Origin of the sequence: uncultured Olegusella sp., from assembly GCF_947253395.1 — a bacterium.
GTDB lineage: Bacteria > Actinomycetota > Coriobacteriia > Coriobacteriales > Atopobiaceae > Olegusella.
On record NZ_CAMXYY010000016.1, the window covers coordinates 1 to 23,931 of the forward strand.

Genomic DNA, 23,931 nt, shown 5'->3' on the forward strand with positions numbered 1-23,931 from the left:
GTATATACCCAATTAGCATTATAAATTATTAAATATGATAAAAAAGAAACCCCTAATAATCATTAGTAATTTGATATCTACCACTTTGCCGGATATATACTAATAGGGGAATTATTTGTCTGTCCGCTGTCAAATTTATCCAATTCCCAAAAAACCGTAAATTGGCTCAACTTCTGTATTTTGGCCACGGCGAAATTTTTGAGACGTATGTTGCCGAAGTTAATCTTGACGGTGATTCTTGGGAACGTGTGGCTGTAAGTATTCGCGTGAAAGATGCTCGCTAGGGACGTATGCTGACCTCCACCTGCTTGCTTTTACGCAGGGGGATTGGGAGCCCAATGATTAATATACAAGGCATAAGCCATTTCGGTATAAGGAGACGTTATTGAAGCTTCTGCTGACAGCCTTTGATGCCTTTGGTGGAGACAAACTCAATGCTTCACAGCTGGCGTTGGATCAGCTCCCTGATGAGATTGAAGGAGTGCTACTCCAGAAATTGTTCATTCCTACGGAGTTCCAAAAAGCACCTGCTCTCATAAGGCAAACAATTCAAGAATTGTTACCTGATGCGGTCGTTTCTTTAGGACAGGCTACGGGGCGCCGTATGCTTACCGTAGAACGTATCGGCGTTAATCTCATCGATGCTCGCATTCCTGACAATTCTGGGAATCAACCTAAAGACCAGTGCATTGTGCCCCAGGGTCCCGATGCACTTTTTTCTAATTTACCTACGCGTCAGATGGTAGAAGCGATGCAGCATGTAGGAATTCCTGCCGAACTTTCCTATACGGCAGGAACGTATGTGTGTAATTCAGTGCTTTATAGCACCAGATATTTTTGTATGATTCACTATCCCAATATTTTAAGTGGGTTTATACATCTGCCAGCTACGCCTGAACAAACAGCATCATATGAAGGCAATACAGAGATTCCATCAATGTCTACCGCAAAAGTGGTTCTCGGTCTCGTAGAGGCTCTCAAAGCTGTCATACTTTATCAAGATAGCCCTTTGCAATAATTTTTTGGAAGGCAGTTTCATGATAAAACTGGCGCTATACGATATGGATAATACGATGCTTCCCTTGGGCGAACCTTACATTCCTGAGAGGTCTATTCAAGCCATTCGTGCCTGCCAGGAACTTGGCATTGACGTTGGTCCTTGCTCCGGACGTTCGCGCGCCGAACTTGCCCAGTTCTTTCAAAATGATGCGAGCTGCTATAACACGGGTGTGACCATCAATGGCATGCGTATTTATCTTAGCGGACAGCTCGTTTATGAAGTGAGCCTATCCAACAAGGCCTTAACTAAAGTAAAAGAGATTGTTGTTCAGCACAACGGAGCTGCGCTTGCCCTGTATAGAGATGGTAAAACACCTTTCTGGGTGGGTATGCCTCAAGAAGAGCTTGGGGATATGTATTACTTTGCGCAGCTTGAAGCAGCGACACGTGTTGATGCTGTCCCAAATGATGCTTTTATGAAAGCAGGCATTATCTTTTTTGCAGAAAAAGATAAATTTCTTGCTCTACAAGCAGATCTTGAAGCTACTTGTCCTGAATTTGATTTTGTATCCACCGTCGATTACTGGTGGGATATTATTCCGCGCAATGTGAGCAAACAAGTAGGCGTAGATATTTTGCGCAAGACTATGAATTTATCGTTGGATGAGGTCTGCGTTTTTGGTGATGCTGATAATGACCTAGAAATGCTCCGCTTTGTACCTAATTCTGTATGCGTTGCAAATGGTAATGAGCGTGCGCACGCAGCCGCTCGTTGGCATATTGGAGCCAGTGCTGATGGAGCAGTTGCATCGGCTCTCTGGGATATCGCACATGCAGCTCAAACAGGCAGAATGCCTGCCTTTATGTGCGAGCAAAACCGCAATCGTCAGCGCATTGATGCTCAGGGAAATCACGTCGACTAAGACATGTGCCCATCTGCGCTGTCTATACATTACTCTGTTTGATCAAACTGAGCATAAAAAAGTTGTGCATAGAAACCATTTTGTGCAAGAAGTTCCTTATGCTTACCCATTTCAATGATGCTACCGTCTCGCATGACGACAATTTTATCAGCCTCTTGGATGGTTGAGAGGCGATGGGCCACGACAAGACTCGTCTTTCCTACCATTAATCGATCAAACGCATGCTGTATGTATAGTTCAGTACGGGTATCGATATTTGATGTGGCTTCATCCAAAATGAGGATGTGTGGTTGAGCAAGAAAAACTCGTGCTATACAGAGCAACTGTTTTTGACCCGCTGATAGTGTTACAGATTCGGTTCCAAGAATAGTGTCATAGCCCTGAGGTAGTTTTTCTATAAATCCATGGGCATGAGCCTGTTTTGCTGCAGCCTTTACTTCGTCAAGGCTTGCTTCAGGCCGTGCCATAGCAATATTGTCTTTGACGCTTGCATGTTCTACCCACGTATCCTGCAGCACCATACCAATCTGCGAACGCAAACTGTCGCGCGTGAGACTACGTATATCAATGCCATCGAAGAGAATTTTCCCTGAGTGAATGTCGTAAAAACGCATGAGTAGATTGATGAGGGTAGTTTTCCCGCAGCCGGTAGGACCGACAATAGCAACACGCTCGCCCGGCTCTATATCGAGAGATAAGTCCGAGATGAGTGGATAATCTAGCGTATAAGAAAAATCTATCTTTTTTATACTGATGGCTCCACTGGTATCGCTCAATACAAGAGCGTTCGGAGCGTCGGCAGGAATTTCTTGTTCTTCCAGGAGCTCAAAGAGTCGTGCAGCACAGGCAAACGAATTTTGAAGCTCGGTGATAACCCCAGAGATATCATTGAATGGCTTGGTATATTGATTTGCATATCCTAAAAATGCTGTGAGGCTACCAACAGTCATACCACCCGACAAGACAATAAAGGCACCAAAAACACCTACGCCTGCATAAATCAAATTATTAATAAATCGTGTCCCAGGGTTTGAAAGCGCTGAGTAAAGTACCGCCTTAAAATTAGATTGACGTAGCAGTTCGTTAGACTCACTGAATTGCTTGCACGCACTTTCCTGCATACTAAACGCTTGGACGCTCGAGATGCCTTGAATCATTTCTGAGGCAATAGCTGTCATCTTTCCACGCCGTTGTGACTGATTACTAAAATGATTAAAAGCTTTGCGTGAAAGAATTCGTGCTAACAAAATGGACAGAGGAGTAATGCATACTACAAGCAAAGCAATATGCCAGTTAAGGTAAAACATAAAGACAAGCGTCAGCACAATAGTTAGCATGCCTGTGAAGAATTGCTGAAAAGCCATGATAAGGCCATTAGAAAATTGATCCACATCGTTAACGACACGAGAAGCAAGATCTCCGTGACTATGCGAGTCAATATAGGACAGCGGCATCCGCTGTAGCTTCGCAAAAGCGAGGGTACGCAGGTCATAAAGCATGCCATAAACTATGCGGTTGGTAAGACGTGTAAGCAGCCATTGTGCTGTTGTGGTGGCGATAACTGCCAAAAGCATCAATTGTAGGGCAGAAGTAAGAGCTGCAAAGTTCACTTTGGCAGGACCTACTGCAGCATCTACTGCATTACCCGAAAATACCGGTACAAGCAGTGTACTGATAACCACAACAACAGCAAGCGCAAGGATACCTATAACTTGTGCGATATAAGGACGCATCAAAATAATGATTTTTTTGAGAGTGGAATCCTTATGCATGGACAATACCTCCCTTGACTTGGGAAGCATATATTTCTTGATATATCGAACATGTTTCAAGCAAGTCATCATGGGTACCAATGCCTGCAATATGGCCATGATCGAGTACGATGATTTTATCGCTTGTCCTAATGGAGGTAACTCGTTGCGAAATAATAAGGCAGCTGGTATCTGCCAAATCTTTCCTTAACGCTTTGCGAAGAGCTGAGTCCGTGGCAAAGTCTAAAGCTGATGAGGAATCATCGAGGATCAATACTTTGGGCTTACGTACTAGGGCACGTGCAATTGCAAGACGCTGACGTTGACCACCAGAAAGATTTTGACCTAATTGTTCAATTTCTGCCTCAAGCCCACCTTTAGCTTCAATGATATTATCCGCCTGGGCAGTATGAAGGGCAGCATAGAGTTCTTCTTCCTGTGCGTCAGGGTTGCCCCAACGAAGATTAGAAGCGATACTTCCCGCAAAGAGCTGTGCTCCCTGTTCAACGATGGAAATAATCTTACGAAGACTTGCTAAAGAATAACTTCGGATGTCATGTCCACCAAGCTTAATGGAACCCTCGGTCACATCATAAAAACGCATTAACAGTGCTGCGAGACTTGTCTTGCCTGAACCTGTACCTCCAATAATGCCTACTGTTTCACCAGGTTGTACATCAAAACTGATATGTGAGAGTGCAGGACCTGTAGCATGAGGGTAGACAAAGGTCACATCATGTAAGCTCAAGGAAGCTTGTTCGCGACAGGCATTGAGCGAACCTTCTTTCATTGAGGGCTTTACTTCAAAGATTTGTTCAATGCGCTTAGCACAAGCAAGAGATTTAGATACTTGGATGATGCAGTTTGCAAGCTTTACGCCCTCAATGAGAATCTGCGTACTGTAATTGATAAAGGCCATCAGTTGACCCTGAGTAAGATTTCCCAGATGCACCTGCTGCCCACCAACAGCAAGTACAACTACCAAGCCAATATTAGTTGCTGCATAGGTGAGGGGAGTAAGAAGGCCAGAGATATCGCCTACGTGTGCTTGTTCTGCGCGCAGTTCTCCTGCCACCGTATTCATTTCGCTAATTTCGTGCTGCTCGCGTCTAAAAGCACGAATTACCCGCACACCCTCGAGATTTTCTGAGGTAAGAAGCAAAACACTATCTAAATGATTTTGGACAATTTTGTACAAACGTGCAGCTATGTGCATCAAGCCAAAGACAAGGGCAAGTAAAATGGTAATAGTAAGGGTATAAATTAGACCTTCTATGTGATTGATAGTAAAAACGAGAATTAGCGCTCCAAAGACAACAAAGGGCGAACGCAAAACCAGACGAAAAAAAGTATTTACGCCATCTTGAACCTGTTGGGAATCATTGGTAAGACGTGTTACAAGAGTTGATCGACCAAGCCCATCGATATCTTGGCGAGAAAGACTCGTGATATGACAAAAGAGATCATCTCGCAATCGAGAACCAAAACCTGCAGCGAGTTTGGCGCAATAGTATTGCGCGGTACTTGCCGATGCGAGACCAAAAACACCCATACCGAGAAGCAACACACCGTGCATAAGGAGATAATTTTTGTCATTATGAGCCAGGCCGATATCAATCATTTGCGCCATGATCAGCGGAACGGTGAGCTCAAAAGCGGCTTCTAAAAGCTTAAAGAGAGGAGCGAGGAGACATTCTTTTACGTAGGGCTTTAAATAACGTAAAAGACTTTTCATGTGCTTAACCTTCTCTCGCCTCTCATCATAAGTTTAATTGTGGTAATACACGTGGTGCTCAAATTTTGGTTCGCAGCAGACATTAATGCCCAGTTGACGATAGGTTGCTTCATCTGCAGCGCTGATAATCACTGAGAAATAGGCCGTGAGACCTTTGAGATCATCTGCAGCAGCAATGGTTCGCGCGGCGAGAGGATTAGAAGGCGAGCTCGAAGACAGCGCAATTAACATCTCACCTGCTGAAAGCAAGGTATTGCTGCTATGCAGATAGTCCTTTTTGAGTGTGCGGATAGGAGCTAAGGCTTCATCACTGACAACATAGGTCTCATCGGGTACACCCGCAAGGTTTTTAAGCGAGTTAAGCAACAAGGAGGCAGCAGGATCAAGCAGATCACCGCGTTTGCCCGTCATCACTTGTTTGTTGGGAAGAGTCATTGCACCTGCAGGTAGCCCTGAATTCTCTTCACGGTCAAGACAAGCACGGTGGGCAGGATCATAGTCGACCGTGATGTCCGCTTTGCTCATGAGAAGTTCGAGGTTTGCTAAGGCATCACGACCCATACCCGTACGACGCACTTGTTCAGCAGTATTAAAATAACGACGTACAATTTCATGTTTTGCTGCAGCGCAGCACACTTCGTCATCATTGATGCAAAAGCCAACCATATTGACGCCCATATCGGTTGGTGAACGATAGGGGCTCTCGCCCAAAATTTGATCAAGCATTGCTTTGAGTACGGGGAAAGTTTCTACATCTCGATTGTAGTTGACGGTTATTTGACCATAGTTATCCAAGTGAAAAGGATCGATCACATTGCGGTCATTGAGATCTGCTGTTGCAGCCTCATAGGCAATATTGACCGGGTGAGCCAGAGGAAGGTTCCATACAGGGAAGGTCTCAAATTTTGCATATCCTGCATTTACACCATGAAGGTGCTCGTGGTAAAGCTGGGAAAGACAGGTTGCAAGCTTACCAGAGCCAGGACCAGGAGCAGTTACCGCAACGATAGGCCTACTGGTCTTGACAAAGTCATTTTTGCCAAACCCCTCATCACTGACTACATAAGACATATCCGAAGGATACCCATCAATGAGATAGTGGTGATAGACCGTAACGCCCATTGATTCAAGTTTCTTTTGGAAGGCGTCAGCATGAGACTGACCGGTGTAGTGAGTGATAACAATGCTTTTTGCTAAAAAACCACGCTCATGATAGGCATCCATCAGGCGCAATACGTCATCATCATAGGTAATGCCAATGTCGCTACGTCGCTTGCCACCTTCGATGTCATTAGCATTAGTAACCAATAAAATCTCTGCATCTTCAGCCAGCTGCGTCAACACGCGCAGCTTGGCATCTGCCTCAAAACCAGGAAGCACTCGAGTTGCATGGTAGTCGTCAAAGAGTTTACCGCCAAACTCAAGATAGAGTTTGCCTCCAAAATTGGAAACACGATCACGAATGCGCTCTGCTTGGATGCGTACATATTTTTCATTGTCGAAACCGATTTGCATGTAACTGCCTTCTTTGCACTTGCGCCTACATTTACTGTGGCGCACGCAGGGACGGCGCCTTTACAATGATGGCACAATCAAAGCACAAGTGAAGAATTTTTCTTAATTCGAGCAAAGTACTCAGATAATTCTAATTCTGGGATTGGATTGTCATGTGATGGGGGAGAGTAGTTCACAGGCGCTAGAATAAGAAGAGCCGTCAATCAGGATGAAGGGATTTTCATGGAGAGCTTCGAAACAACTATTGAGAGTAGCTGCCTTAACGAAGATCTTGATGTCATTGTCTATGGTAGTGGTGGTACTCCCCTCATCGTCTTTCCCTCTTTTGATTTTTCAGCGGGCAGTTGGGAAACGGGAGGGATGGTTGATGCCCTGACAGAGTTTATTGAGACAAAAAAGATTCAACTCTTCTGTACCGATTCGGTAGATGGCTCGAGTTGGTATGCTCGAAGTGCTGATTTGACGTATCGTTCGGATCGTCAAAAGGCATTTTTAGAGTATGTTCAAACTGAACTCCTCCCGTATGTCAAAAAAACGAGTCGCTCACGGAGGAAACCGCTTTTAGTAGGTTGTGGAGCAGGCGCGACTAATGCTGCCGCCACTCTTTTGAAAGATCCTAGCCTGTATGGCGGACTACTTGCACTGTCTGGTGCTTTTGATGCACGTTTTTATTCCGATGGTGTCACTACTTTAGATTGGTTGTCGTGCTCACCTATTGATCTCATGCAGAACTTAACAGCAGCTCAGCTCAAACAACTCAATGAGATACCTCTTGCCTTTGTCTGTGGTCAGTCTCCTGATGAGACGGGTGCTGAGACGATGCGTCATATGGATGAGCGTATGGCTGAGCTCGGCATTCACGCAAGTTTTGAATACTGGGGTTTTGACGTTAGCCACAACTGGTACTGGTGGAAAAAAATGGCTTGCGAGCTTGTGCCCGCAGTACTTGAACGCGCGGGTCTTGCCAAGCGTCGTCAGATGAGCCTCAAGGCCTTGGCGGATGCTGCAAACGCCAAATTGGACGACATGAAGGCTAATGCTCAACAGCGATTTGAAGAAGAGAAGTTCGCCGAACACCGTCTTAAGAGCATCATAGCCGAGATAAAAGAGAAAACCGAACTAGCAGATGCGGCTGCCGAAACAGCTAAAGATGCTTGGGACAAGCGTAATGAGACTGCGGCTTTACTTGCCTCACTTGATCAAAAAGCAAGTGCACTCCAAGCAGAAGCAGATGCTGCGGTGAAATTTCAACATGAAGCCGAATGGTTTGCAGGCGAGGCACGTAATAGTCTTAAGCTAGCTACCACCGCTCGTCTTGCTGCAGAAGCGCGCGTTTCTGCAGCACAAGAGGCTGCAGATTTGGCAAAATCCAATCTTAGTCAAGCTGATGCATTAGTTTCTCGCTTACAGAAAAGCACGACTGTAAAGAAAAAGACGGCTAAAAAAGCTTAGGTGCTAGTATTAGTTCGTTGCACACTGCAAGGTTGGAAGGTAAATAGTCGTTGAAACCGAGTGAGTATTCCGTTTTGCAAAAGCGGACTGAAAAAATTAAAATTCGCATTGACCCAGATACTGCTCATGCACAGAGAGCTGGTGCTTTGATAGCAGAGGTGGGTACTCCTGACAACCCAAGCAGTCAGATTTTTACCCTTGCAAATGTCATTACTTTTTGTCGCCTACTGCTGACACTAGCATTTCTTTTTCTTTTTGTACGTGGCAATAATCGCTTATTGGCGCTACTTTGCTATGCCATAGCTGCAGGCACAGACTTCTTGGATGGACAAGTTGCCCGGCGCACCCACACGGTAAGTTGGCTGGGTAAAATCATGGATCCCATTATGGATCGCGTCTTGCTTTTTACCGGTGTATTGGGACTTATGATTACTGGTGAGCTACCTTGGTGGATTACACTTTTTGTTATAGGTCGTGATGCTTATTTGGCGCTAGGCGCTATTTGGCTGCAGCGTTATCGCCATCGTCCGATTGATGTCGTTTTTATTGGTAAGGTCACTACAGCACTTTTTATGCTTGGCTTTTGTGGCCTGCTCATCGGTATACCACATGTGCCAGGCATAGGCCTGTTGGATAGCGCTTATCTTCCGGGGCTAGGTACTCAACCGGCGGTATTAAGTATCTGGCTCGTATATGCAGGTGTTATTTGCTCTACTATCACCGCGATTATTTATACCAAAGAAGCTCTTTTCTTTAAAAGAGAAAGTCTTGCAGGGCGGGACGTAGAGTCGGCAGAGTCAAATGCACGCGCTCGTAAGGCATTGAAGAAAAATGAGTAGATCAATCATTGCTTCTGTAGCAGAACTTGCAAGTTTTTTGCGTACTGAACACGAACTGCTTGGGGCTCAGTTTGAGTTTTTTGAAGAGCTTGAAAGTGAGCTGCCTATAGCTTATGCGGGAGTTGATGAGAGCGCTGCCCTACGCACGGATATTGGTCTTATAGATTTGTCTGGCATGAGTGTGACTCTTATTGCAGGTCCTGTAGCACAGGCTTTTATTGAAATGGTTTGCGCAGGTAGGAAGCTTGCAGTAGGGGAGGCTTTATGTGAGCCTGTACTTGCAGGAGATGCTTCGCTCATAAGCATTCCTTTGCTTTTGCGTACAGGAGATAGCGAATACTTACTTTGCGATGTATCTTCACGCGCAAGTCTGCTTGATGCATGGCTGCATTTTATTGCTACAGCCCAGCAGAATGGCAGTACACCTTTCAAAGAAATACAGCTTGAGGATGCATCTTTTGAGCTCGTCCCACTTTTACTGGCGGGACCTGGGGCAAGCTTGGTGTTGTCTGACTACCTTGTGGGAGAAGTTCCATCTACAGGACAGGTACGCAGTCTTGAATTGGACAAAATACGCTGTCTGATCACGTCTTTACCCAAACCGTTTGATAAGACATATCTCGTCATGGTGCCGCCTCACTATGTTCGTGTACTCTGGCGTAGTTTTTTATCATTTACACGTGTCAATCCAGTAGGGAGAACGGTACTTTTTGCAGAAGCAGAGCAGATGGCACCCTGGGTTTCTTGGCTGCACTCAACTGAGCGTATCGAAAAGTCAGCTCAAGAATTACAGATGTTTAATCTGCTTCGCCAGGATACAGATTTTATAGGAGCTCGTGCGCAGGGCTAAGGTATGACAGCGAGAGCTTTTTTTGCTCCAGTAAGCAGACAGTTTAGATAAATATTTCTTTATGAGTGAAAGTAGCGCTACTATAGATAGTGGTTTTTTATGACTTGCCAGTATTGGCACCTATTGAAGGAGTAACTCATGCAGGATCCGCGACCGAATGAAATGGGCGCCACAGAAATATTCCGCATGCCATCGCCTGATTCGACTGCTCCTGATTTGCTTTCTGATGCCAATGCTGGCAGACCCATACTGGCTATTGTTAAGGGTCCTCAGACTGGAGCTCAGTTTATTTTGACTGATGACACAACCACTCTTGGTCGTGACCCTTCAAATTCTGTCTTCCTTAATGACATGACCGTTTCTCGCCATCACGCCCGTATTGATTTGCGTGGCATGGCGTCAGGTTTTGCCACAATTGAGGATCTAGGCTCGCTTAATGGCACGTGGGTAGACGGTGCTATTGTCAATAAAGCAATGCTTAAAGATGGTTCAACTATTCAAATTGGTACCTTCCGTATGATTTTCCATTCCAATGGAGGCCGCCAATCTAGGATTGAAACCGGAGCTTAAGTATGGCTGATGCCGGTTATCTGACAATCGGTAAAGTGGTAAAGCGGCTTCAGTCGCAATATCCCGACCTATCTGTTTCGAAGGTTCGTTATCTTGAGGGTGAAGGTCTGCTTAACCCAGCACGTACGCCTGGCGGTTATCGCCTGTATTCTCAACATGATGTACGTCGCCTTGAAAAGATATTGTATTTACAAAAGTCACGTTTTATGCCTCTTTCCATTATCAAAGAGCAGTTTGAACAGGGGAGAGTAGACAACTCTGCCGAAACCCCGCAAAGCGACATGAACGCTCTTCCCTTATATCAGGATAGTCCCGAAGATATTGAAAAACTTCATCCTATCGAGCGTTTGCCTGAGCTTTGTGGTGTAAGCGCTGGTTTTGCGCAGCAGCTTGCTGAAGCGGGTGTTATCAAGCTATCCCGCTCTCCGCATGGTCGCGATTTGGTAGATGGACATGACCTTTCATTGATTCGTGCTTGTGACCGTCTGCGTCACTATGGTATGGAAGCCAAGCATCTGCGCATTTATGTGCAGGCAGCTCGTCGTGAAAGCGGAATGTTGGAACAGGCTTTAGTGCCTTATGCACACCGGGGCAGTATCGATGCGCCCTTAAGTGATGCCACCCGTAAGCAATTTGCCGAGGCTCTCAACGAGATGATTCAGCTTACCGATATGGTGCGCGATGAACTTTTGCGTCACCACATCAACAATGCCTATAAAGAAATGTCAGTCTCAGCTACAAAAAGAAAAGGTTAAATGGATATCTGTAGCACAGATGAAAGGAACCATTATGTCTGAATTCGATCTTGAAAGCCTTGTCATTGATATCCCTGATTATCCCGAGCCTGGCGTAATCTTCAAGGACATCACACCTTTGATGGCTGATTCCCGCGGTTTGGCGATTTCCATTGATCGTATCGTGGATCACTTCATTGGCAAAGGCATCACCAAGGTCGTTGGCGCTGAGGCTCGTGGTTTTTTGGTCGGTGCACCCGTAGCATATCGTCTCAAGGCGGGCTTTGTTCCCGCTCGCAAGCCTGGCAAGCTTCCGCGTGCAGTCTACTCTCAACAATATGCGTTGGAGTATGGCACCGATGAGCTTCAAGTTCACAAAGATGCAATTACTGAAGGCGATAAAGTTCTTATTGTTGATGATTTAGTAGCAACTGGCGGTACTGCTGTGGCCACAGCCAAGCTTGTTGAGCAGTCAGGAGCCAAGGTTGTGGGATTCTCCTTTATTCTAGAGCTTGCATATCTAAATCCTCGTGAGACCATTGCCGCTCAATATAGTGACGAGGTATTTACCCTGATTCAGGTCAAGTAGCTTAGAAAATTTTATGGGGCTTCTTGCATAACGCTATAATTAGCTAGATTCGTGTTGCGACTTTTGTCGTAGCGGAGCTATGGATATTAAGGATTTGAGCATGGACATCAAGCACAAGGCAGTTGTAGCTGGCCTTACGGTCGCCTTTGCGTTGGCCACCATGAGCCCTTTTGCGTTTGCTGCGCCCAGTGCTGCTGATTTGAATACTGCCCAGGCCAAACTTGAGAGTTTGGGTGGAGAGCTTGCTTCAATTCAAAGTGATCTTGACTCTCAGGCAGCTACGCTTCAGCGGACCCAAACTGATATCGCAAAAAAGCAGACACAGATTGACTCGACAAAAGAGGATCTCAAGTCTGCACGCAAGGTTTTGGGCAATCGTATGCGCTCAAATTACAAAACAGGTGGGTTCAGTCTTCTTTCGCTGCTACTGGGCTCTGAAAGCGCAGAAGACCTCATCTCCAACATCTATATTGCAGATCGTATTGCAGACCAAGATGCTGCAAACATCTCTGCTGTGCGGGATCTTGAGGATCAACTCAACAAAGAAAAGTCTGATCTTGAGTCCAAAGAAAACGATCAAGAAGCCAAAATTAAGAAGACTCAGCAGCGTGCTGATGAATATTCTTCCAAGGTCGCTGCAGCTCAGGAATACTATGATTCCCTAAGCGCCGAGGTCAAAGCACAGCTTGAAGCCGAAGCTGATGAGGAAGAAAAACAAGCTGCAGAAACAATTTCCAAGGGCGGTACGGTCAAAAAGCAAAGTGGTACCTCAACAGCAGTTGGTGCTATCAGGGAATACGAGCAGCAGCAAAATATTTCTCAGGCTCAGAATAAATCTGCGGGCAAGTCCGAAACAAAGAACAAGACCAAGAACAATAAGCCTAGAGAGTCTGGCACCAAGACACCTTCCAAGAAGGGTAGTGGTGGACATGCCTACAGTGGTGGTGGCTTGAGTTCTGCTTATTCTGCAATTGGTCTGCCCTATGTCAGCGGTGCTGCTGGCCCTGATAGCTTTGATTGTTCTGGTCTGGTGTGCTACTGCTATGGTTATGCCCGTGGTCGCACTACCTATGACATGATTGATTCACTTAAAGCTTCTGGCGATTGGCATACCTCGCTTTCTGAGCTTAATCCTGGTGATCTTGCCTTTACCCACTCAGGTCACGTGGGAATTTATGTTGGCAATAATATCTTTATTGATGCACCGAGCCCTGGCCGTACCGTAACTCAGCGTTCTATGTGGTCTTTCATTGGAGGCGGACCCTACTAGGATGTCTGAAAATCAACATTCTCCGCTCATAATGAGACTCTCCTCAGAGCATCAGCTTACGCTGGTCGGGGAGGGTCTTTTGGTAGGTGTCTTTTGCGGTATTATTGTGACCCTCTACCGTCTTTCTTTGAGTCTTGCCGAAAAGGTGCTCAGAGCCTATCTAGCTGCTATGACAGCTAATTTTATGGGGATTGTTGGATGGATTTTTATACTCATCCTTATTTGTTTTGTTGTCTGTAGGCTGATGCTTTGGGAACCTTATACCCAAGGCTCTGGCATTCCTCAGACCGACGCAGAGGTGATGGGGCGTATCAATATGCCTTGGCACCGCGTGCTTAGTGCGAAGTTTATAGAAGGTACTCTTTGTGCATTAGCAGGTCTTTCTCTTGGTCGCGAAGGCCCCAGCGTGCAGTTGGGTTCGATGACCGGCAAGGCGGTCTCTCGTGGTCTACATCGTGGCAGGCAAGAAGAACGACTTCTTGTGACCTGCGGGGCTGCTGCAGGTATGTCTGCTGCTTTTAACGCTCCTCTTACAGGTGTTCTCTTTGCCCTTGAAGAGATCCATAAGGAATTTACGCCCACACTCATTTTGTCAGTTATGGCAAGTTCGGTTGCCTCAGATTTTTTGGTCTCGCAGATTTTGGGTGTAAAGCCTGTTTTACAACTGATTTTTATTGGCAATCTGCCACATAGCAACTATGTCTTTGTCGTATTTTTGGGTCTCGTATGCGGTGTATTTGGCGCACTTCATAACCTTGGAATGTTTGCCTGCCAAGAAAAGTTCTATGGCAAGATCATGACACACCTACCGTATACCCGCCTCGCTATACCTTTTGCCATGGCAGCCTTTGCGGCTTTTTTGGCACCAGATTTGATGTGCGGTGGTGACGCCATTGTTGAGATTTTCCAAACAAGCGCTCTGTTGCCTTTGGGTACTATTGTCCTTCTACTGGTAGGGAAATATATCTTTACCACCATGAGCTTTGCTTCAGGAGCTCCCGGTGGCACGCTCTTTCCGCTGGTAGTGCTCTCGATGCTTGTGGGAGAACTGTATGGAGTGGTAGTTACTCAGTTTTTTGGCGTACCTAATAGTTATGTGGTGAACTTTGTGGTAATGGCCGTGGCGGGGATGTTTGCCTCGGTTGTACAGGCTCCCGTTACAGGGGTTGTCCTTGCTTTTGAGTTAACTGGCAGCCTTGATGCTTTGCTTTCCGTTTCTATTGTCTCGATTATTTCTTTTGCAATTGCTCGTTCGCTACATGTTGATGCCTTTTATGAACATCTTCTCGCAAATCTGTTAGGTTCGACACCACGAGATCCTGACAAGACGGGACTAGCAGGGGAGAAAGTACTGCACACTTATTATATTGGCGCTGGCAGCATACTTGACGGCAAACGTATTCGTGACATTGTTTGGCCCAAAACTGTACGTATTGTTGCTATTACTCGCGCAGGTTTAGATATCATTCCGCGCGGAGATGTGCAGCTTTATGCAATGGATGAACTTCTTTTGATAATGAGTGTTGAAGATGAATTTGAGTCCCAAAAATGGGCTCACAATGTCTGTCGCGGATCTATTAAGCCGCGCAGCACAAGCGCTCTATCGTCAACAGATAAAAGCTAGTTTCATACGACGTGTCACGTAGCCATCTGCCAAGTCAGCTCGTATGTAACAGGGGAAAGCAAGTCATTAAGATAGATTTTCTTTATAAATAATACTTTACATAATATATATTATCAGTTTTATATCTCTACTTACGCAGTTAAAACTCTATAGAAGACCCCTTAGCTCACTTTTCATTGGAAAAGAAATACTAAGGGATCCTATTGAAACTATCTATTGGTGATTAGTCTGTTGTATCATCGCTTAGCCTTCGACTGGCTGACCGAGATATGCAGACGCAGAGTTCACCGCAATCGCACCATCTGCTGCCGCAGTAATTATCTGACGCAAGGGTTTTTGACGTAGGTCTCCTGCTGCATATAGGCCAGGTGTTTTGGTTTCAAGGCGATCATTTGTCACAACATAGCCTCTGGAATCAAGCTCAACCAAATCAGCAATGAGCTCGCTTGCTGGCACACGACCAACAAAGACAAAGATGCCAAAGCTACCTTCTGGGTAGCTTTCGGTAGTTTCCTCACCAGTCACATTATCCCTGAAGGTGACCGCGCTAAGCAGCTGTCCCCCATCAACTCGGACAATACTAGTTAGGTACCTAACTGTAATTTTCGGATTCTCATCAACAAGCTTCGCTACAGATGCCTGTGCACGCAGATGATCCTTGCGAACAACAAGTACTACCTCATCGGCAAACCTTGTCAAAAACAAAGCCTCTTCGCAGGCAGAATTACCTCCCCCAATGACGAAGACTTTTTTACCCCGATAAAACATTCCATCGCAAGTGGCGCAATATGAAACGCCATGGCCCGCGTATTTTTCCTCGCCCTCAAAACCTGCATGTCGAGGGGTTGCACCGCCAGCGACAATTACTGTAGCGCTGTCATAATCAGCCTCGGGTGTATGTACAAGGAAACGCCCCTCCCCTGTATGCTCAATGCCTTCAACAATTGACATCTCAATCTTGGCACCCAAATCTTCCGCTTGCTGTTGCATAGCATCAGTCAAAGTAAAGCCGTCAGTATGAGGGACACCAGGATAATTATCGATTTCATTTGTAGAAATAACCTGACCACCGACTGTCTCTTGCTCAAGCAGCATGGTGTCAAGCATGGCACGTTGCGCATAAATGGCAGCGGTCAAACCTGCAGGACCTGCGCCTACAATTACCATATCCTTTATACGTGTCGTCTTTGTCTCGTTTGCCATATCAAACCCTTCTCCTACCCTCAATTTGAAGGCTGAATTATCACTGCAAGAAGGATACCCAATAAAAATAGATACAAACAGAAGCTGATATAAGTTGATTACAAAAACAGCAGCTAAGACAGGTTGTTCACATTTAGACAGGTCAAATTTGATATGTTCTTACGGCGCCGCCTTTCAAGAAGGCTATCGTTAAAAAAAGAGGCGCTGACCTGCGTCAACACCTCTTATAAAAAAAGTTATTCTTCAGCCGTAGCTTTTATTCTTTTTGAGAAGAAGAGCTATGAGGCAAAATCAAATTGAGCAGGATACCTATAAGTGCCGAAGTTGCCATACCAGGAAGGGTGTAGTTGCCCATAGGAATGGTAATACCACTCGTCTCCATGCCTACACCTAAGATAATGACAACAGAGGCAATCATAAGATTGCGATTGTCATCAAAATCTACCTTATTGGTAACGAGCATATGTAGACCGTTACTCGCAATAAGGCCAAAGAGTAGCAAGCTTACCCCACCCATTACAGGGGTTGGAATAGAGCTAATGAGTGCTGCGAGCTTGGGGCAAAAACCACCAACAACCAGCGCAAAAGCAGCTGCATACCAAAAAACTTGTGTGGCATATACGCGGGTGACACTCATAACACCGATGTTTTCAGCATAGGTTGTAGTGGGAGGGCCACCAAGAAATCCCGAGATAACAGTAGCAATACCATCGCCTGCAAGGGATTGTGGCAACATTTCGCGATAATCGCGACCAACAATCTCGCCCACAGCCAAGAGGTGACCGATATGCTCAATGACAACTACCACAGCAACAGGGGCAATAAGTACAATAGCGCCCCAATCGAAGCTCGGATGAGTAAAGGTAGGAAGTCCCAGCCATGCTGCATCGAGTACCGGCTTAAAATCTACAAGGTGAATGAAACAAGAAAAAATATATCCCACGATAATGGCCAGAAGAACTGGCATGGTACCAAATAATCCACCCATACTCGAAAAAAGAACCGCTGCTACCAGTGTTACCGCTGCAGCAATGGCACCGAGGGCCACAAAAGAATCCGTTGAGGAATACAGAGCCATTTTTGCTGCAGTAGCAGATAGGCCAACACCGATAACAATCATGACCGAAGCTACAAGTACCGGTGGCAGCACTCTATCAAGCCAAGTAGTACCAATAATCTTGATAAGTAGGGCGGTCAGTAGGAACACCAAACCAGAGACCACAACACCACTCATAACAGCATTGAGAGAGCCTGTAGTGGCTGCTACGGCAATGATAGGACTAATAAAGGCAAATGAGCTGCCGAGATAGCTAGGAATCTTATTGCGGGTTACGAGAAGGTGGCACATGGTACCAATGCCCGAACACATAATTGCAACCGAAGGCGACAATCCCGTAAGTGTAGGTACGAGCACAGTAGCGCCAAACATACTCATCATATGCTGAATACCCAGAGGAATGGCACGAGCAGGAGCTACATGATCATCGACGGCGATAACTTCACGTTGTTTTGATGCCATACGACCTCCTTATTTAAAAAAGAGCCCGGATATCCGGGCTCTTAACCTGCACTTGTTAAACAAGTAAGAAATAAATGATAAAGGCAATAGTTGCCACCCACATCAGTGGCTTGATCTTCTTGATTTGACCAGTTACCGCAGCAACGAGTACATAGGCAATAAAGCCCATACCGATGCCGTTGGAGATGGAATAGGTAAAAGGAATGCCCGCAACAATCATAAATGCAGGGAAGCCCTGGAGAACATCTCGCCAGTCAATGTCGGCTACATCAGTCATCATCAAAAAGCCAACAACAACAAGAGCGCCACAGGTGGCAGCAGAGTTGATGATAGCAATAACGGGAGAGAAGAAAGCAGCAAGAATAAAAAGTACGCCCGTTGTAACAGAGGTCAAACCAGTGCGACCGCCATCAGCTGCACCAGATGCAGACTCGACAAAGGTAGTAATAGAAGAAGCACCAAGCAGACCGCCCATAGCAGCTGCAGCAGAGTCAACAATCAAGATCTCACGAATGTTTTCAACGGAGCCATCCTCATTGAGGAACTCACCTTGTTTTGCAACAGCCATAGCTGTACCCATGGTGTCAAAGAAATCAGACATCATCAGAGAGAAAGCAAAGACAAGCAAAACGGGGGTGGTCATCACCTTGACAATACCAGTCACTCCGTTGGCATCAGCTAAGAAGGGAGCGCCAAAGGAAGAAAAATCGAGGCCAGAAACAATACCTGTAGGCGTCTGAGTAACACCTAGGGGTATGCCAGCAAGTACCGCGATAAGAATGCCCCACAGCAGAGAACCAGGCACCTTCTTCACATACAAAATAATAGAAGCAGCAATGGAAATCATGCCAACGATAAAGACAGGTTCAGTCACTTTACCGAGGGCAACCATAGTTGCCTCATTGGCAACAATAATGCCGCCGTCCTTAAGACCAATCATTGCAATAAAGAGGCCAAGACCAACGGAGATGGCATGACGCAAAGATACAGGAATTGCATCCATGATTGCTTCACGTAAGCCGCAAAGAACGAGTACCAGAATAGCAACGCCCTCAATGAAGACGACCGCCATTGCAGCATGCCAGTCATTGCCAGCAATTGCGGTGAGCGAAAAGGCAACAACTGCATTGATGCCCATACCAGAAGCACAAGCCAAGGGCCTATTAGCAAAAACGCCCATCAAGATGGTCATGAGGCCTGCACCAAGACAAGTTGCAGTGACGGCTGCAGTTACAGGTACACCAGCAGCTGCAAGTAGCGAGGGATTGACTGCGATGATATAGGCCATCGCAAGGAATGTCGTCAGGCCAGCACGAATTTCCTGACCAGTTGACGACCCCCTCTCTGCAAACTTAAAGAACTTCTCCATTACTTTCCCCTTCCCTTTTTGGAAAACATGCTGTCAGACCTAAAAGACAGCAGTATTTCAAGGCACACCAGCCGTACCTCAAAATCAAGTATTAATTGGTGCCACTTGATCCAAAACCAGCAGCACCACGATCCGTCTCATCAAGCTCGTCTACTTCGACAAGCTCAACAATAGGAACTTTTTGAATGACAAGTTGTGCAATGCGTTCCCCACGCTCAATTACGAGGGACTTATCGGGATCCAGATTGATAGCGACAACTTTAAGTTCACCACGATAGTGACTATCAACTAAACCAGGAGTGTTTGCCATAGAAAGACCTTCGCGCAAAGAACGACCACTGCGAGGCTGGACAAAACCTGCATAGCCTTCAGGAATGGCAATGGCAAGGCCAGTAGAAATAAGTTGGCGCTCAAGAGGAGCTAGAGTAAGTGATTCACTTGCACGCAAATCAAGACCTGCGTCGCCTTGATAAGCATAGGTAGGAAGCTCAACGGACGGATCAAGGCGTTTAATCGGCAATGAGATATGCTCAGAGGTCACTGTGCAAGACTCCTTAGCTCTTCGTAAAATTCATCTACATCTTTAAAGTCGCGATAAACGGAAGCAAATCGAACGTAGGCCACTTTGTCAATATCGCGAAGCTTAACCAAAACCAGTCTGCCAAGATCTCGAGACAAAACTTCGGTTTGTCCCTGATCTCGCAAGTCTGCTTCAATATCACCAATGAGTTTATCGAGAGTTTCGATACTGATATTTCGTTTGACGGTAGCAGCAAGTAATCCACGCATAAGCTTTTGGCGGTCGAAAGTCTCTTTGGTGCCATCTTTTTTGACAACAAGAAGCGGTACTTCTTCACGACGCTCATAGGTTGTAAAGCGATAGCCACAACCTACACATTCACGACGCCTTCTAATAGCATCAGCGCTTTCGGATGGACGGGAGTCAACTACTTTGGACTCCTCACAGCCACATTTTGGGCAGCGCATCGAGCTCCTTTGTGATTGTGCCATTAAAACCAGTCACAAACTTTACACGATGTACAAACAAAATAAAGGCAAAAACACAAATTGAAACACTATACCTAGGGTTTGGTAACAGAAGTGCATACAAGCAAGACAAACTAAGCAGGAACAGATAAGTTCATTCCCACTGATAATGATTGAGCATCTATATTATTGAGCTGCTCAATTAAACGAAGTGTCTCAGAAGTACTCATGCCTTTAATCTGATGAGATTCAGCAATAGACCAGAGTGAATCCCCTGGCTGAACCGTAGTTGTGGCATAGCGAAGGTTGAGCTGAGCTGCGGCAATACGATCTGCAACCAACTGATCGCTGATACATAAACTCGCAGCAAACATGACACCAACAACGACTATTGCAGCAAAAATAGTAAACCTATACGAGCGTTTAAGAGCCGCATTTTGACATAAATCATCACTTTGTGCCTGAAAGTTTGCTGTAGCATCTTTGCCGCCCCGGATAAGCGTAAGCGTGGTATGACGGTATTGAGGTATCAGCGCAGAAGACCCTGCCGTTTCATAGCTATAGTTTGGGTTGCTGCGGTAGTTCATCTTTTTCTCCTCCCGTTGCTTACACACATGTTCTCATGGTAAGTGGACACCAAAATGAGATACGAACATATGTGCGTAGAACAACTGTACTTTATTATGAAGAAGCAAGAGATTATGTCAAGAGAAAAAGAACATCTGTTTTATTTTTTTGCGCAATGCTTTATACTGCTTTTAGCATCAAAGGAGGCGGCATGAGCAATAAGCAATTGAGCAAAAGGCAGCGTGCGATTTATGAATTTATCTGCAGTTATACCAAGGAGCACTCCTATCCTCCTTCGGTACGTGAAATTGGCACTGCAGTTGGTCTTGCTTCTCCTTCGACCGTCCATACGCATCTCAAGATTCTTGAGCAACATGGCTATATAACAAGGAATTCCAACAAGCCTCGCACCATTGAGGTTGTCGAAAGCGAAGAGACTTCCTCAGCAAAATTAGCCGATGTTTCTCAGGATTTGTCTGCCGATATCATTACATTGCCGCTGGTGGGTCGTGTGGCAGCAGGTATTCCTATCTTGGCTGAGCAAAATGTTGAAGATACGCTTTCTTTGCCCACAAGTATTGTGGGAGATGCAAGTTCTTTTGTGCTTCGCGTGCATGGCAGCTCAATGATTAATGCCGGCATTTTCGACGGCGATTATATTATTGTCAAAGAGCAGCATGATGCCCATGATGGTGAGATTGTTGTGGCTCTTATTGATGACTCTGCCACAGTAAAGACGTTCTATCGCGAAAAAGAGCACATTCGTCTTCAGCCTGAAAATGATTTGATGCAACCCATTTATATTCGCAATCCCACTATTTTGGGTAAGGTCACCGGCCTTATTCGTCAGATGTAACTATGCCAAGTTACCACGCAACGCAAGATACTCATCAAGATGGTCCCGAGTCTTTGCGCTTGGGGCGTCTTTATACCTTAGATGTCATTCGAGGCTTCACCATCATTTCGATGGTTCTCTTTCATATGTGTTATGACTTGCAGTTCTTACAAGGAAAGTTTCTTTTTTTCTTTCAAGCACCTTTTATTGATATATGGCGCGCTTCAATATCTTGGGTTTTTCTCATAATAGCTGGCCTGAGCTGCAGCCTCTCAAGAAATAATCTTTATAGAGCGCTCCGTTATGGCCTTTTAGCGTTTGTGATATGGCTGGCAACCACCTTGGCTGCAGTAGATGCCCCCATTAATTTTGGCATCATATTTTGTATAGCTGCGTCCACTTTTATTGCCTGGTTAATCGAACAGACCATCCTTGCAAAACGTTGGCATACTATACAGCTTGTTGCCTGCGTTATGCTTTTCTTACTTTGCCTCCCACTTGCAGCTGGTTTTGTGAGCATTGGTCAAGTAAAACTCATGCTGCCCACAGGTTTATATCAAAGTGAATGGCTTTCTTGGTTAGGATTTCCTGGACCTCATTTTGTATCGGGAGATTATTATCCCCTACTTCCCTATGGTCTTCTTTATATGGCGGGGGCACATCTTGGTTGGCAATGGAAACAATTGGAGTATCCCGAATGGCTTTTTCGATACCGCTGCGATCTGCTTGAATGGATAGGTCGCCATCCTCTACAGATTTATATCCTTCATCAGCCTATCATTTTGTTGCTCTGCTATGCCTTATAACAGGTCTTTATCAGTATCTTTATCCTCGATTTGATAAGGCTGAAGTGCTGCTGCCATCTGCTTGTCGGCCTTTACCGTAACTAACACACCACTCTGTTCGTACCTCTCGCTCATCATCTGACAACGTTCGTGTATGCGAGCAAGCAAAGCGCCCCTGTCATAAGGCACACAGGCTGTCAACGTACGCTCCCCAGCAGCTGCTTCTTGCGCGATACGATATAACAAGCCTCGCAGTCCCAAGCCCTGTTGAGCAGAGATGGCCACAGAACCAGCTTCGGTCATTTCAATGGTATGTATTGCATCGTCAGCAAGCAGATCACATTTGTTGTAAACCAAAACAGTAGGAATGTGATCAGCCTTAATCTGCTCTAATACCTGACGCACCGCTATAATTTGCCGTTTTGCATTGGGGTCCGCAGCATCTACAACAAGCAAAATAAGATCTGCAGATACAACCTCAGCGAGAGTAGACTTAAACGCTTCGACCAAAGTGGTCGGAAGCTTTTGAATAAAGCCGACCGTATCAGTAAGAGTAATTTTACGACCTTCCTCAAGGGAAAGAGAGCGTGTTGTGGGATCTAGGGTGGCAAACAATTCATCTTTGGCGTACACCTCAGAGCCAGTCAGGCGATTTAAAATTGTTGATTTGCCCGCATTGGTATAACCCACGAGCGCGACACTCCACACACCCGAACTCCAGCGAGCTTTACTCTGAATACTGCGTCTTTGATCAAGGTTCTTAAGTTCTCGACGAAGTGTAGAAATACGTGCACGAATCAAACGACGGTCAACTTCAAGCTGGGACTCACCCATGCCAAAGCGGCTACCAATACCGCCGCGTGTGGAGTCACCAACAAGATGACTCCACATGCCACGAAGTCTTGGATAGAGATATTGCAGCTGAGCTAGCTGCACCTGTAGTCTACCTTCACGAGTTTTTGCATGGCGTCCAAAAATATCCAAAATGAGTGCTGTGCGATCAATAACTTTGGTAGGTTCTCCGATAAGTCGTTCAAGATTGGACTGTTGAGATGGCGAAAGTTCGTCGTCAAAGATAACAATATCAATATCAAGAGCTGCTACGAGGCGTTTGAGTTCAAGAGCTTTTCCTGAGCCAATAAACGTGCGTGAAATAGGCGCATCAAGTTTTTGTGTAACGCGGGTAATAACTTCTGCACCATCAGTTTGAGCCAGTCGTTCGAGCTCATCAAGGGACTCTTCCAAGGGCCAATCACTCTTGCCCAAATCTACACCCACAATAATGGCGCGTTCAGGCACAAATTCAGTTGAGCGCAGATTAAATCTTGGCACTCAGGTCACCTGTTTCTATAGAAGGATATGCTTTGTAAGCACTAAGGATTTGCTCTGTTGCTTCTTCTTCGGATAGGGTTTCAAAATCAAGCCACTGTACACGTCCATCATGTTCAAACCAAGAAATTTGACGTTTGGCATATTGACGTGTCTTAATGATAACTTGCTCTTTCGCTTCCTCAAGCGTACAGGCACCATTGAGATAGTCTAGAACTTGTCGGTAACCAATTGCTTGTTTGGAAGTAAGTGCCGCTTCCAAACCTTGTTGTTGCAAGCGAAGCACCTCATCCACCAAGCCCGCGTCAAACATCTGATGAACACGCTGTTCGATGCGTTGATGTAAATGTGGGCGATCACGCCTGATACCCCAAATAAGACAGTCATAGTGAGTTTTGCGCGTGTGCAAGCCAGCATGCTGCTGGGCATATGATATGCCCTCATCAGACATCTCAAGCGCTCTCACTATACGCTTTACATTACGAG

Annotated in this window: 24 protein-coding genes; 13 read left to right on the plus strand and 11 right to left on the minus strand. The window is 45.7% G+C overall.

What is annotated here, in order from left to right; genetic code table 11:
• The first annotated feature begins 161 nt into the window (after positions 1–161).
• The 3 genes from Q0X25_RS02680 to Q0X25_RS02690 all read left to right on the plus strand — a co-directional run bounded on the left by Q0X25_RS02680 (position 162) and on the right by Q0X25_RS02690 (position 1,922).
• Positions 162–284, plus strand: coding sequence for a hypothetical protein (locus Q0X25_RS02680; protein ID WP_298578883.1), 123 nt, complete (start codon positions 162–164; stop codon positions 282–284).
• Positions 285–385: 101 nt separating this feature from the next.
• Positions 386–1,018 (plus strand): pyroglutamyl-peptidase I, encoded by a 633-nt coding sequence (locus Q0X25_RS02685; protein WP_298578884.1) that lies wholly within the window; start codon positions 386–388, stop codon positions 1,016–1,018.
• A 19-nt stretch (positions 1,019–1,037) separates the two neighbouring features.
• The gene (locus Q0X25_RS02690) at positions 1,038–1,922 is read left to right on the plus strand and encodes an HAD-IIB family hydrolase (protein WP_298578885.1); all 885 of its coding nucleotides are present in this window, start codon (positions 1,038–1,040) and stop codon (positions 1,920–1,922) included.
• A gap of 29 nt (positions 1,923–1,951) precedes the next feature.
• Here the strand turns inward: Q0X25_RS02690 and Q0X25_RS02695 are convergent, their stop codons facing one another.
• The 3 genes from Q0X25_RS02695 to Q0X25_RS02705 are packed head-to-tail and all read right to left on the minus strand — an operon-like array spanning position 1,952 to position 6,923.
• Positions 1,952–3,694, minus strand: coding sequence for an ABC transporter ATP-binding protein (locus Q0X25_RS02695; RefSeq protein WP_298578886.1), 1,743 nt, complete (start codon positions 3,692–3,694; stop codon positions 1,952–1,954).
• Positions 3,687–5,408, minus strand: a complete 1,722-nt coding sequence (locus Q0X25_RS02700; RefSeq protein WP_298578887.1) for an ABC transporter ATP-binding protein — start codon at positions 5,406–5,408, stop codon at positions 3,687–3,689. The genes Q0X25_RS02695 and Q0X25_RS02700 overlap by 8 nt, the downstream gene beginning before the upstream one ends.
• Before the next feature lie 33 nt (positions 5,409–5,441).
• Positions 5,442–6,923 (minus strand): DUF1846 domain-containing protein, encoded by a 1,482-nt coding sequence (locus Q0X25_RS02705; protein ID WP_298578888.1) that lies wholly within the window; start codon positions 6,921–6,923, stop codon positions 5,442–5,444.
• Positions 6,924–7,145: 222 nt separating this feature from the next.
• Here Q0X25_RS02705 and Q0X25_RS02710 point away from each other — a divergent pair, with 222 nt between their 5' ends.
• From Q0X25_RS02710 to Q0X25_RS02745, 8 genes are all read left to right on the plus strand, one after another.
• The gene (locus Q0X25_RS02710; RefSeq protein ID WP_298578889.1) at positions 7,146–8,375 is read left to right on the plus strand and encodes an alpha/beta hydrolase-fold protein; all 1,230 of its coding nucleotides are present in this window, start codon (positions 7,146–7,148) and stop codon (positions 8,373–8,375) included.
• A gap of 74 nt (positions 8,376–8,449) precedes the next feature.
• Positions 8,450–9,214 carry a CDP-alcohol phosphatidyltransferase family protein gene (locus tag Q0X25_RS02715; RefSeq protein WP_298578890.1) on the plus strand — a complete coding sequence of 255 codons (765 nt, stop codon included), beginning with the start codon at positions 8,450–8,452 and terminating at the stop codon, positions 9,212–9,214.
• Complete coding sequence (locus Q0X25_RS02720) at positions 9,207–10,064, plus strand: hypothetical protein (RefSeq protein WP_298578891.1); 858 nt, start codon at positions 9,207–9,209, stop codon at positions 10,062–10,064. The genes Q0X25_RS02715 and Q0X25_RS02720 overlap by 8 nt, the downstream gene beginning before the upstream one ends.
• 138 nt (positions 10,065–10,202) lie before the next feature.
• Positions 10,203–10,634 carry an FHA domain-containing protein gene (locus tag Q0X25_RS02725; protein WP_298578892.1) on the plus strand — a complete coding sequence of 144 codons (432 nt, stop codon included), beginning with the start codon at positions 10,203–10,205 and terminating at the stop codon, positions 10,632–10,634.
• A 2-nt stretch (positions 10,635–10,636) separates the two neighbouring features.
• Positions 10,637–11,389: a MerR family transcriptional regulator gene (locus Q0X25_RS02730; protein WP_298578893.1), complete on the plus strand. Its 753-nt coding sequence runs from the start codon at positions 10,637–10,639 to the stop codon at positions 11,387–11,389.
• A 34-nt stretch (positions 11,390–11,423) separates the two neighbouring features.
• Entirely contained in the window at positions 11,424–11,957 is a 534-nt protein-coding gene (locus tag Q0X25_RS02735) for an adenine phosphoribosyltransferase (protein WP_298578895.1), read from the plus strand.
• 100 nt (positions 11,958–12,057) lie between these two features.
• The gene (locus tag Q0X25_RS02740; RefSeq protein ID WP_298578896.1) at positions 12,058–13,227 is read left to right on the plus strand and encodes an NlpC/P60 family protein; all 1,170 of its coding nucleotides are present in this window, start codon (positions 12,058–12,060) and stop codon (positions 13,225–13,227) included.
• A gap of 1 nt (position 13,228) precedes the next feature.
• Complete coding sequence (locus tag Q0X25_RS02745) at positions 13,229–14,851, plus strand: ClC family H(+)/Cl(-) exchange transporter (RefSeq protein WP_298578897.1); 1,623 nt, start codon at positions 13,229–13,231, stop codon at positions 14,849–14,851.
• Positions 14,852–15,094: 243 nt separating this feature from the next.
• Here Q0X25_RS02745 and Q0X25_RS02750 read toward each other — a convergent pair whose 3' ends face one another.
• The 6 genes from Q0X25_RS02750 to Q0X25_RS02775 all read right to left on the minus strand — a co-directional run bounded on the left by Q0X25_RS02750 (position 15,095) and on the right by Q0X25_RS02775 (position 20,516).
• Positions 15,095–16,054: an NAD(P)/FAD-dependent oxidoreductase gene (locus Q0X25_RS02750; protein WP_298578898.1), complete on the minus strand. Its 960-nt coding sequence runs from the start codon at positions 16,052–16,054 to the stop codon at positions 15,095–15,097.
• A gap of 256 nt (positions 16,055–16,310) precedes the next feature.
• Positions 16,311–17,573, minus strand: coding sequence for a solute carrier family 23 protein (locus Q0X25_RS02755; RefSeq protein WP_298578899.1), 1,263 nt, complete (start codon positions 17,571–17,573; stop codon positions 16,311–16,313).
• Positions 17,574–17,628: 55 nt separating this feature from the next.
• Positions 17,629–18,942: an NCS2 family permease gene (locus Q0X25_RS02760; RefSeq protein WP_298578900.1), complete on the minus strand. Its 1,314-nt coding sequence runs from the start codon at positions 18,940–18,942 to the stop codon at positions 17,629–17,631.
• Positions 18,943–19,033: 91 nt separating this feature from the next.
• Positions 19,034–19,483 (minus strand): dUTP diphosphatase, encoded by a 450-nt coding sequence (gene dut / locus Q0X25_RS02765; protein WP_298578901.1) that lies wholly within the window; start codon positions 19,481–19,483, stop codon positions 19,034–19,036.
• The gene (gene nrdR / locus Q0X25_RS02770) at positions 19,480–19,929 is read right to left on the minus strand and encodes a transcriptional regulator NrdR (protein WP_298578902.1); all 450 of its coding nucleotides are present in this window, start codon (positions 19,927–19,929) and stop codon (positions 19,480–19,482) included. The genes dut and nrdR overlap by 4 nt, the downstream gene beginning before the upstream one ends.
• A gap of 134 nt (positions 19,930–20,063) precedes the next feature.
• On the minus strand, positions 20,064–20,516 hold the full coding sequence (locus tag Q0X25_RS02775) for a LysM peptidoglycan-binding domain-containing protein (protein WP_298578903.1): 453 nt from the start codon (positions 20,514–20,516) through the stop codon (positions 20,064–20,066).
• Positions 20,517–20,707: 191 nt separating this feature from the next.
• Between Q0X25_RS02775 and lexA the strand changes: the two genes are divergently transcribed.
• Together lexA and Q0X25_RS02785 are read left to right on the plus strand one after the other, a co-directional pair.
• On the plus strand, positions 20,708–21,352 hold the full coding sequence (gene lexA / locus Q0X25_RS02780) for a transcriptional repressor LexA (RefSeq protein WP_298578905.1): 645 nt from the start codon (positions 20,708–20,710) through the stop codon (positions 21,350–21,352).
• Positions 21,353–21,354: 2 nt separating this feature from the next.
• The gene (locus tag Q0X25_RS02785; protein WP_298578907.1) at positions 21,355–22,137 is read left to right on the plus strand and encodes a heparan-alpha-glucosaminide N-acetyltransferase domain-containing protein; all 783 of its coding nucleotides are present in this window, start codon (positions 21,355–21,357) and stop codon (positions 22,135–22,137) included.
• On the opposite strand, the gene hflX is transcribed toward Q0X25_RS02785, so the two are convergent.
• Both hflX and Q0X25_RS02795 read right to left on the minus strand, forming a co-directional pair.
• Positions 22,132–23,448: a GTPase HflX gene (gene hflX, locus Q0X25_RS02790; RefSeq protein WP_298578909.1), complete on the minus strand. Its 1,317-nt coding sequence runs from the start codon at positions 23,446–23,448 to the stop codon at positions 22,132–22,134. The genes Q0X25_RS02785 and hflX overlap by 6 nt on opposite strands.
• Positions 23,435–23,931 (minus strand): tRNA (adenosine(37)-N6)-dimethylallyltransferase (locus Q0X25_RS02795; RefSeq protein ID WP_367270379.1); only part of this gene is annotated, 497 nt, incomplete at its 5' end. The genes Q0X25_RS02795 and hflX, both read right to left, overlap by 14 nt.

What these genes read in the sequence shown, in the direction of transcription:
- Q0X25_RS02690 (WP_298578885.1), top strand. Translation starts at nt 1,038, where the DNA reads ATGATAAAACTGGCGCTATACGATATGGATAATACGATGCTTCCCTTG.
- Q0X25_RS02695 (WP_298578886.1), bottom strand. Translation starts at nt 3,694, where the DNA reads ATGCATAAGGATTCCACTCTCAAAAAAATCATTATTTTGATGCGTCCT.
- Q0X25_RS02700 (WP_298578887.1), bottom strand. Translation starts at nt 5,408, where the DNA reads ATGAAAAGTCTTTTACGTTATTTAAAGCCCTACGTAAAAGAATGTCTC.
- Q0X25_RS02705 (WP_298578888.1), bottom strand. Translation starts at nt 6,923, where the DNA reads ATGCAAATCGGTTTCGACAATGAAAAATATGTACGCATCCAAGCAGAG.
- Q0X25_RS02710 (WP_298578889.1), top strand. Translation starts at nt 7,146, where the DNA reads ATGGAGAGCTTCGAAACAACTATTGAGAGTAGCTGCCTTAACGAAGAT.
- Q0X25_RS02720 (WP_298578891.1), top strand. Translation starts at nt 9,207, where the DNA reads ATGAGTAGATCAATCATTGCTTCTGTAGCAGAACTTGCAAGTTTTTTG.
- Q0X25_RS02725 (WP_298578892.1), top strand. Translation starts at nt 10,203, where the DNA reads ATGCAGGATCCGCGACCGAATGAAATGGGCGCCACAGAAATATTCCGC.
- Q0X25_RS02730 (WP_298578893.1), top strand. Translation starts at nt 10,637, where the DNA reads ATGGCTGATGCCGGTTATCTGACAATCGGTAAAGTGGTAAAGCGGCTT.
- Q0X25_RS02735 (WP_298578895.1), top strand. Translation starts at nt 11,424, where the DNA reads ATGTCTGAATTCGATCTTGAAAGCCTTGTCATTGATATCCCTGATTAT.
- Q0X25_RS02740 (WP_298578896.1), top strand. Translation starts at nt 12,058, where the DNA reads ATGGACATCAAGCACAAGGCAGTTGTAGCTGGCCTTACGGTCGCCTTT.
- Q0X25_RS02745 (WP_298578897.1), top strand. Translation starts at nt 13,229, where the DNA reads ATGTCTGAAAATCAACATTCTCCGCTCATAATGAGACTCTCCTCAGAG.
- Q0X25_RS02750 (WP_298578898.1), bottom strand. Translation starts at nt 16,054, where the DNA reads ATGGCAAACGAGACAAAGACGACACGTATAAAGGATATGGTAATTGTA.
- Q0X25_RS02755 (WP_298578899.1), bottom strand. Translation starts at nt 17,573, where the DNA reads ATGGCATCAAAACAACGTGAAGTTATCGCCGTCGATGATCATGTAGCT.
- Q0X25_RS02760 (WP_298578900.1), bottom strand. Translation starts at nt 18,942, where the DNA reads ATGGAGAAGTTCTTTAAGTTTGCAGAGAGGGGGTCGTCAACTGGTCAG.
- nrdR (WP_298578902.1), bottom strand. Translation starts at nt 19,929, where the DNA reads ATGCGCTGCCCAAAATGTGGCTGTGAGGAGTCCAAAGTAGTTGACTCC.
- Q0X25_RS02775 (WP_298578903.1), bottom strand. Translation starts at nt 20,516, where the DNA reads ATGAACTACCGCAGCAACCCAAACTATAGCTATGAAACGGCAGGGTCT.
- lexA (WP_298578905.1), top strand. Translation starts at nt 20,708, where the DNA reads ATGAGCAATAAGCAATTGAGCAAAAGGCAGCGTGCGATTTATGAATTT.
- Q0X25_RS02785 (WP_298578907.1), top strand. Translation starts at nt 21,355, where the DNA reads ATGCCAAGTTACCACGCAACGCAAGATACTCATCAAGATGGTCCCGAG.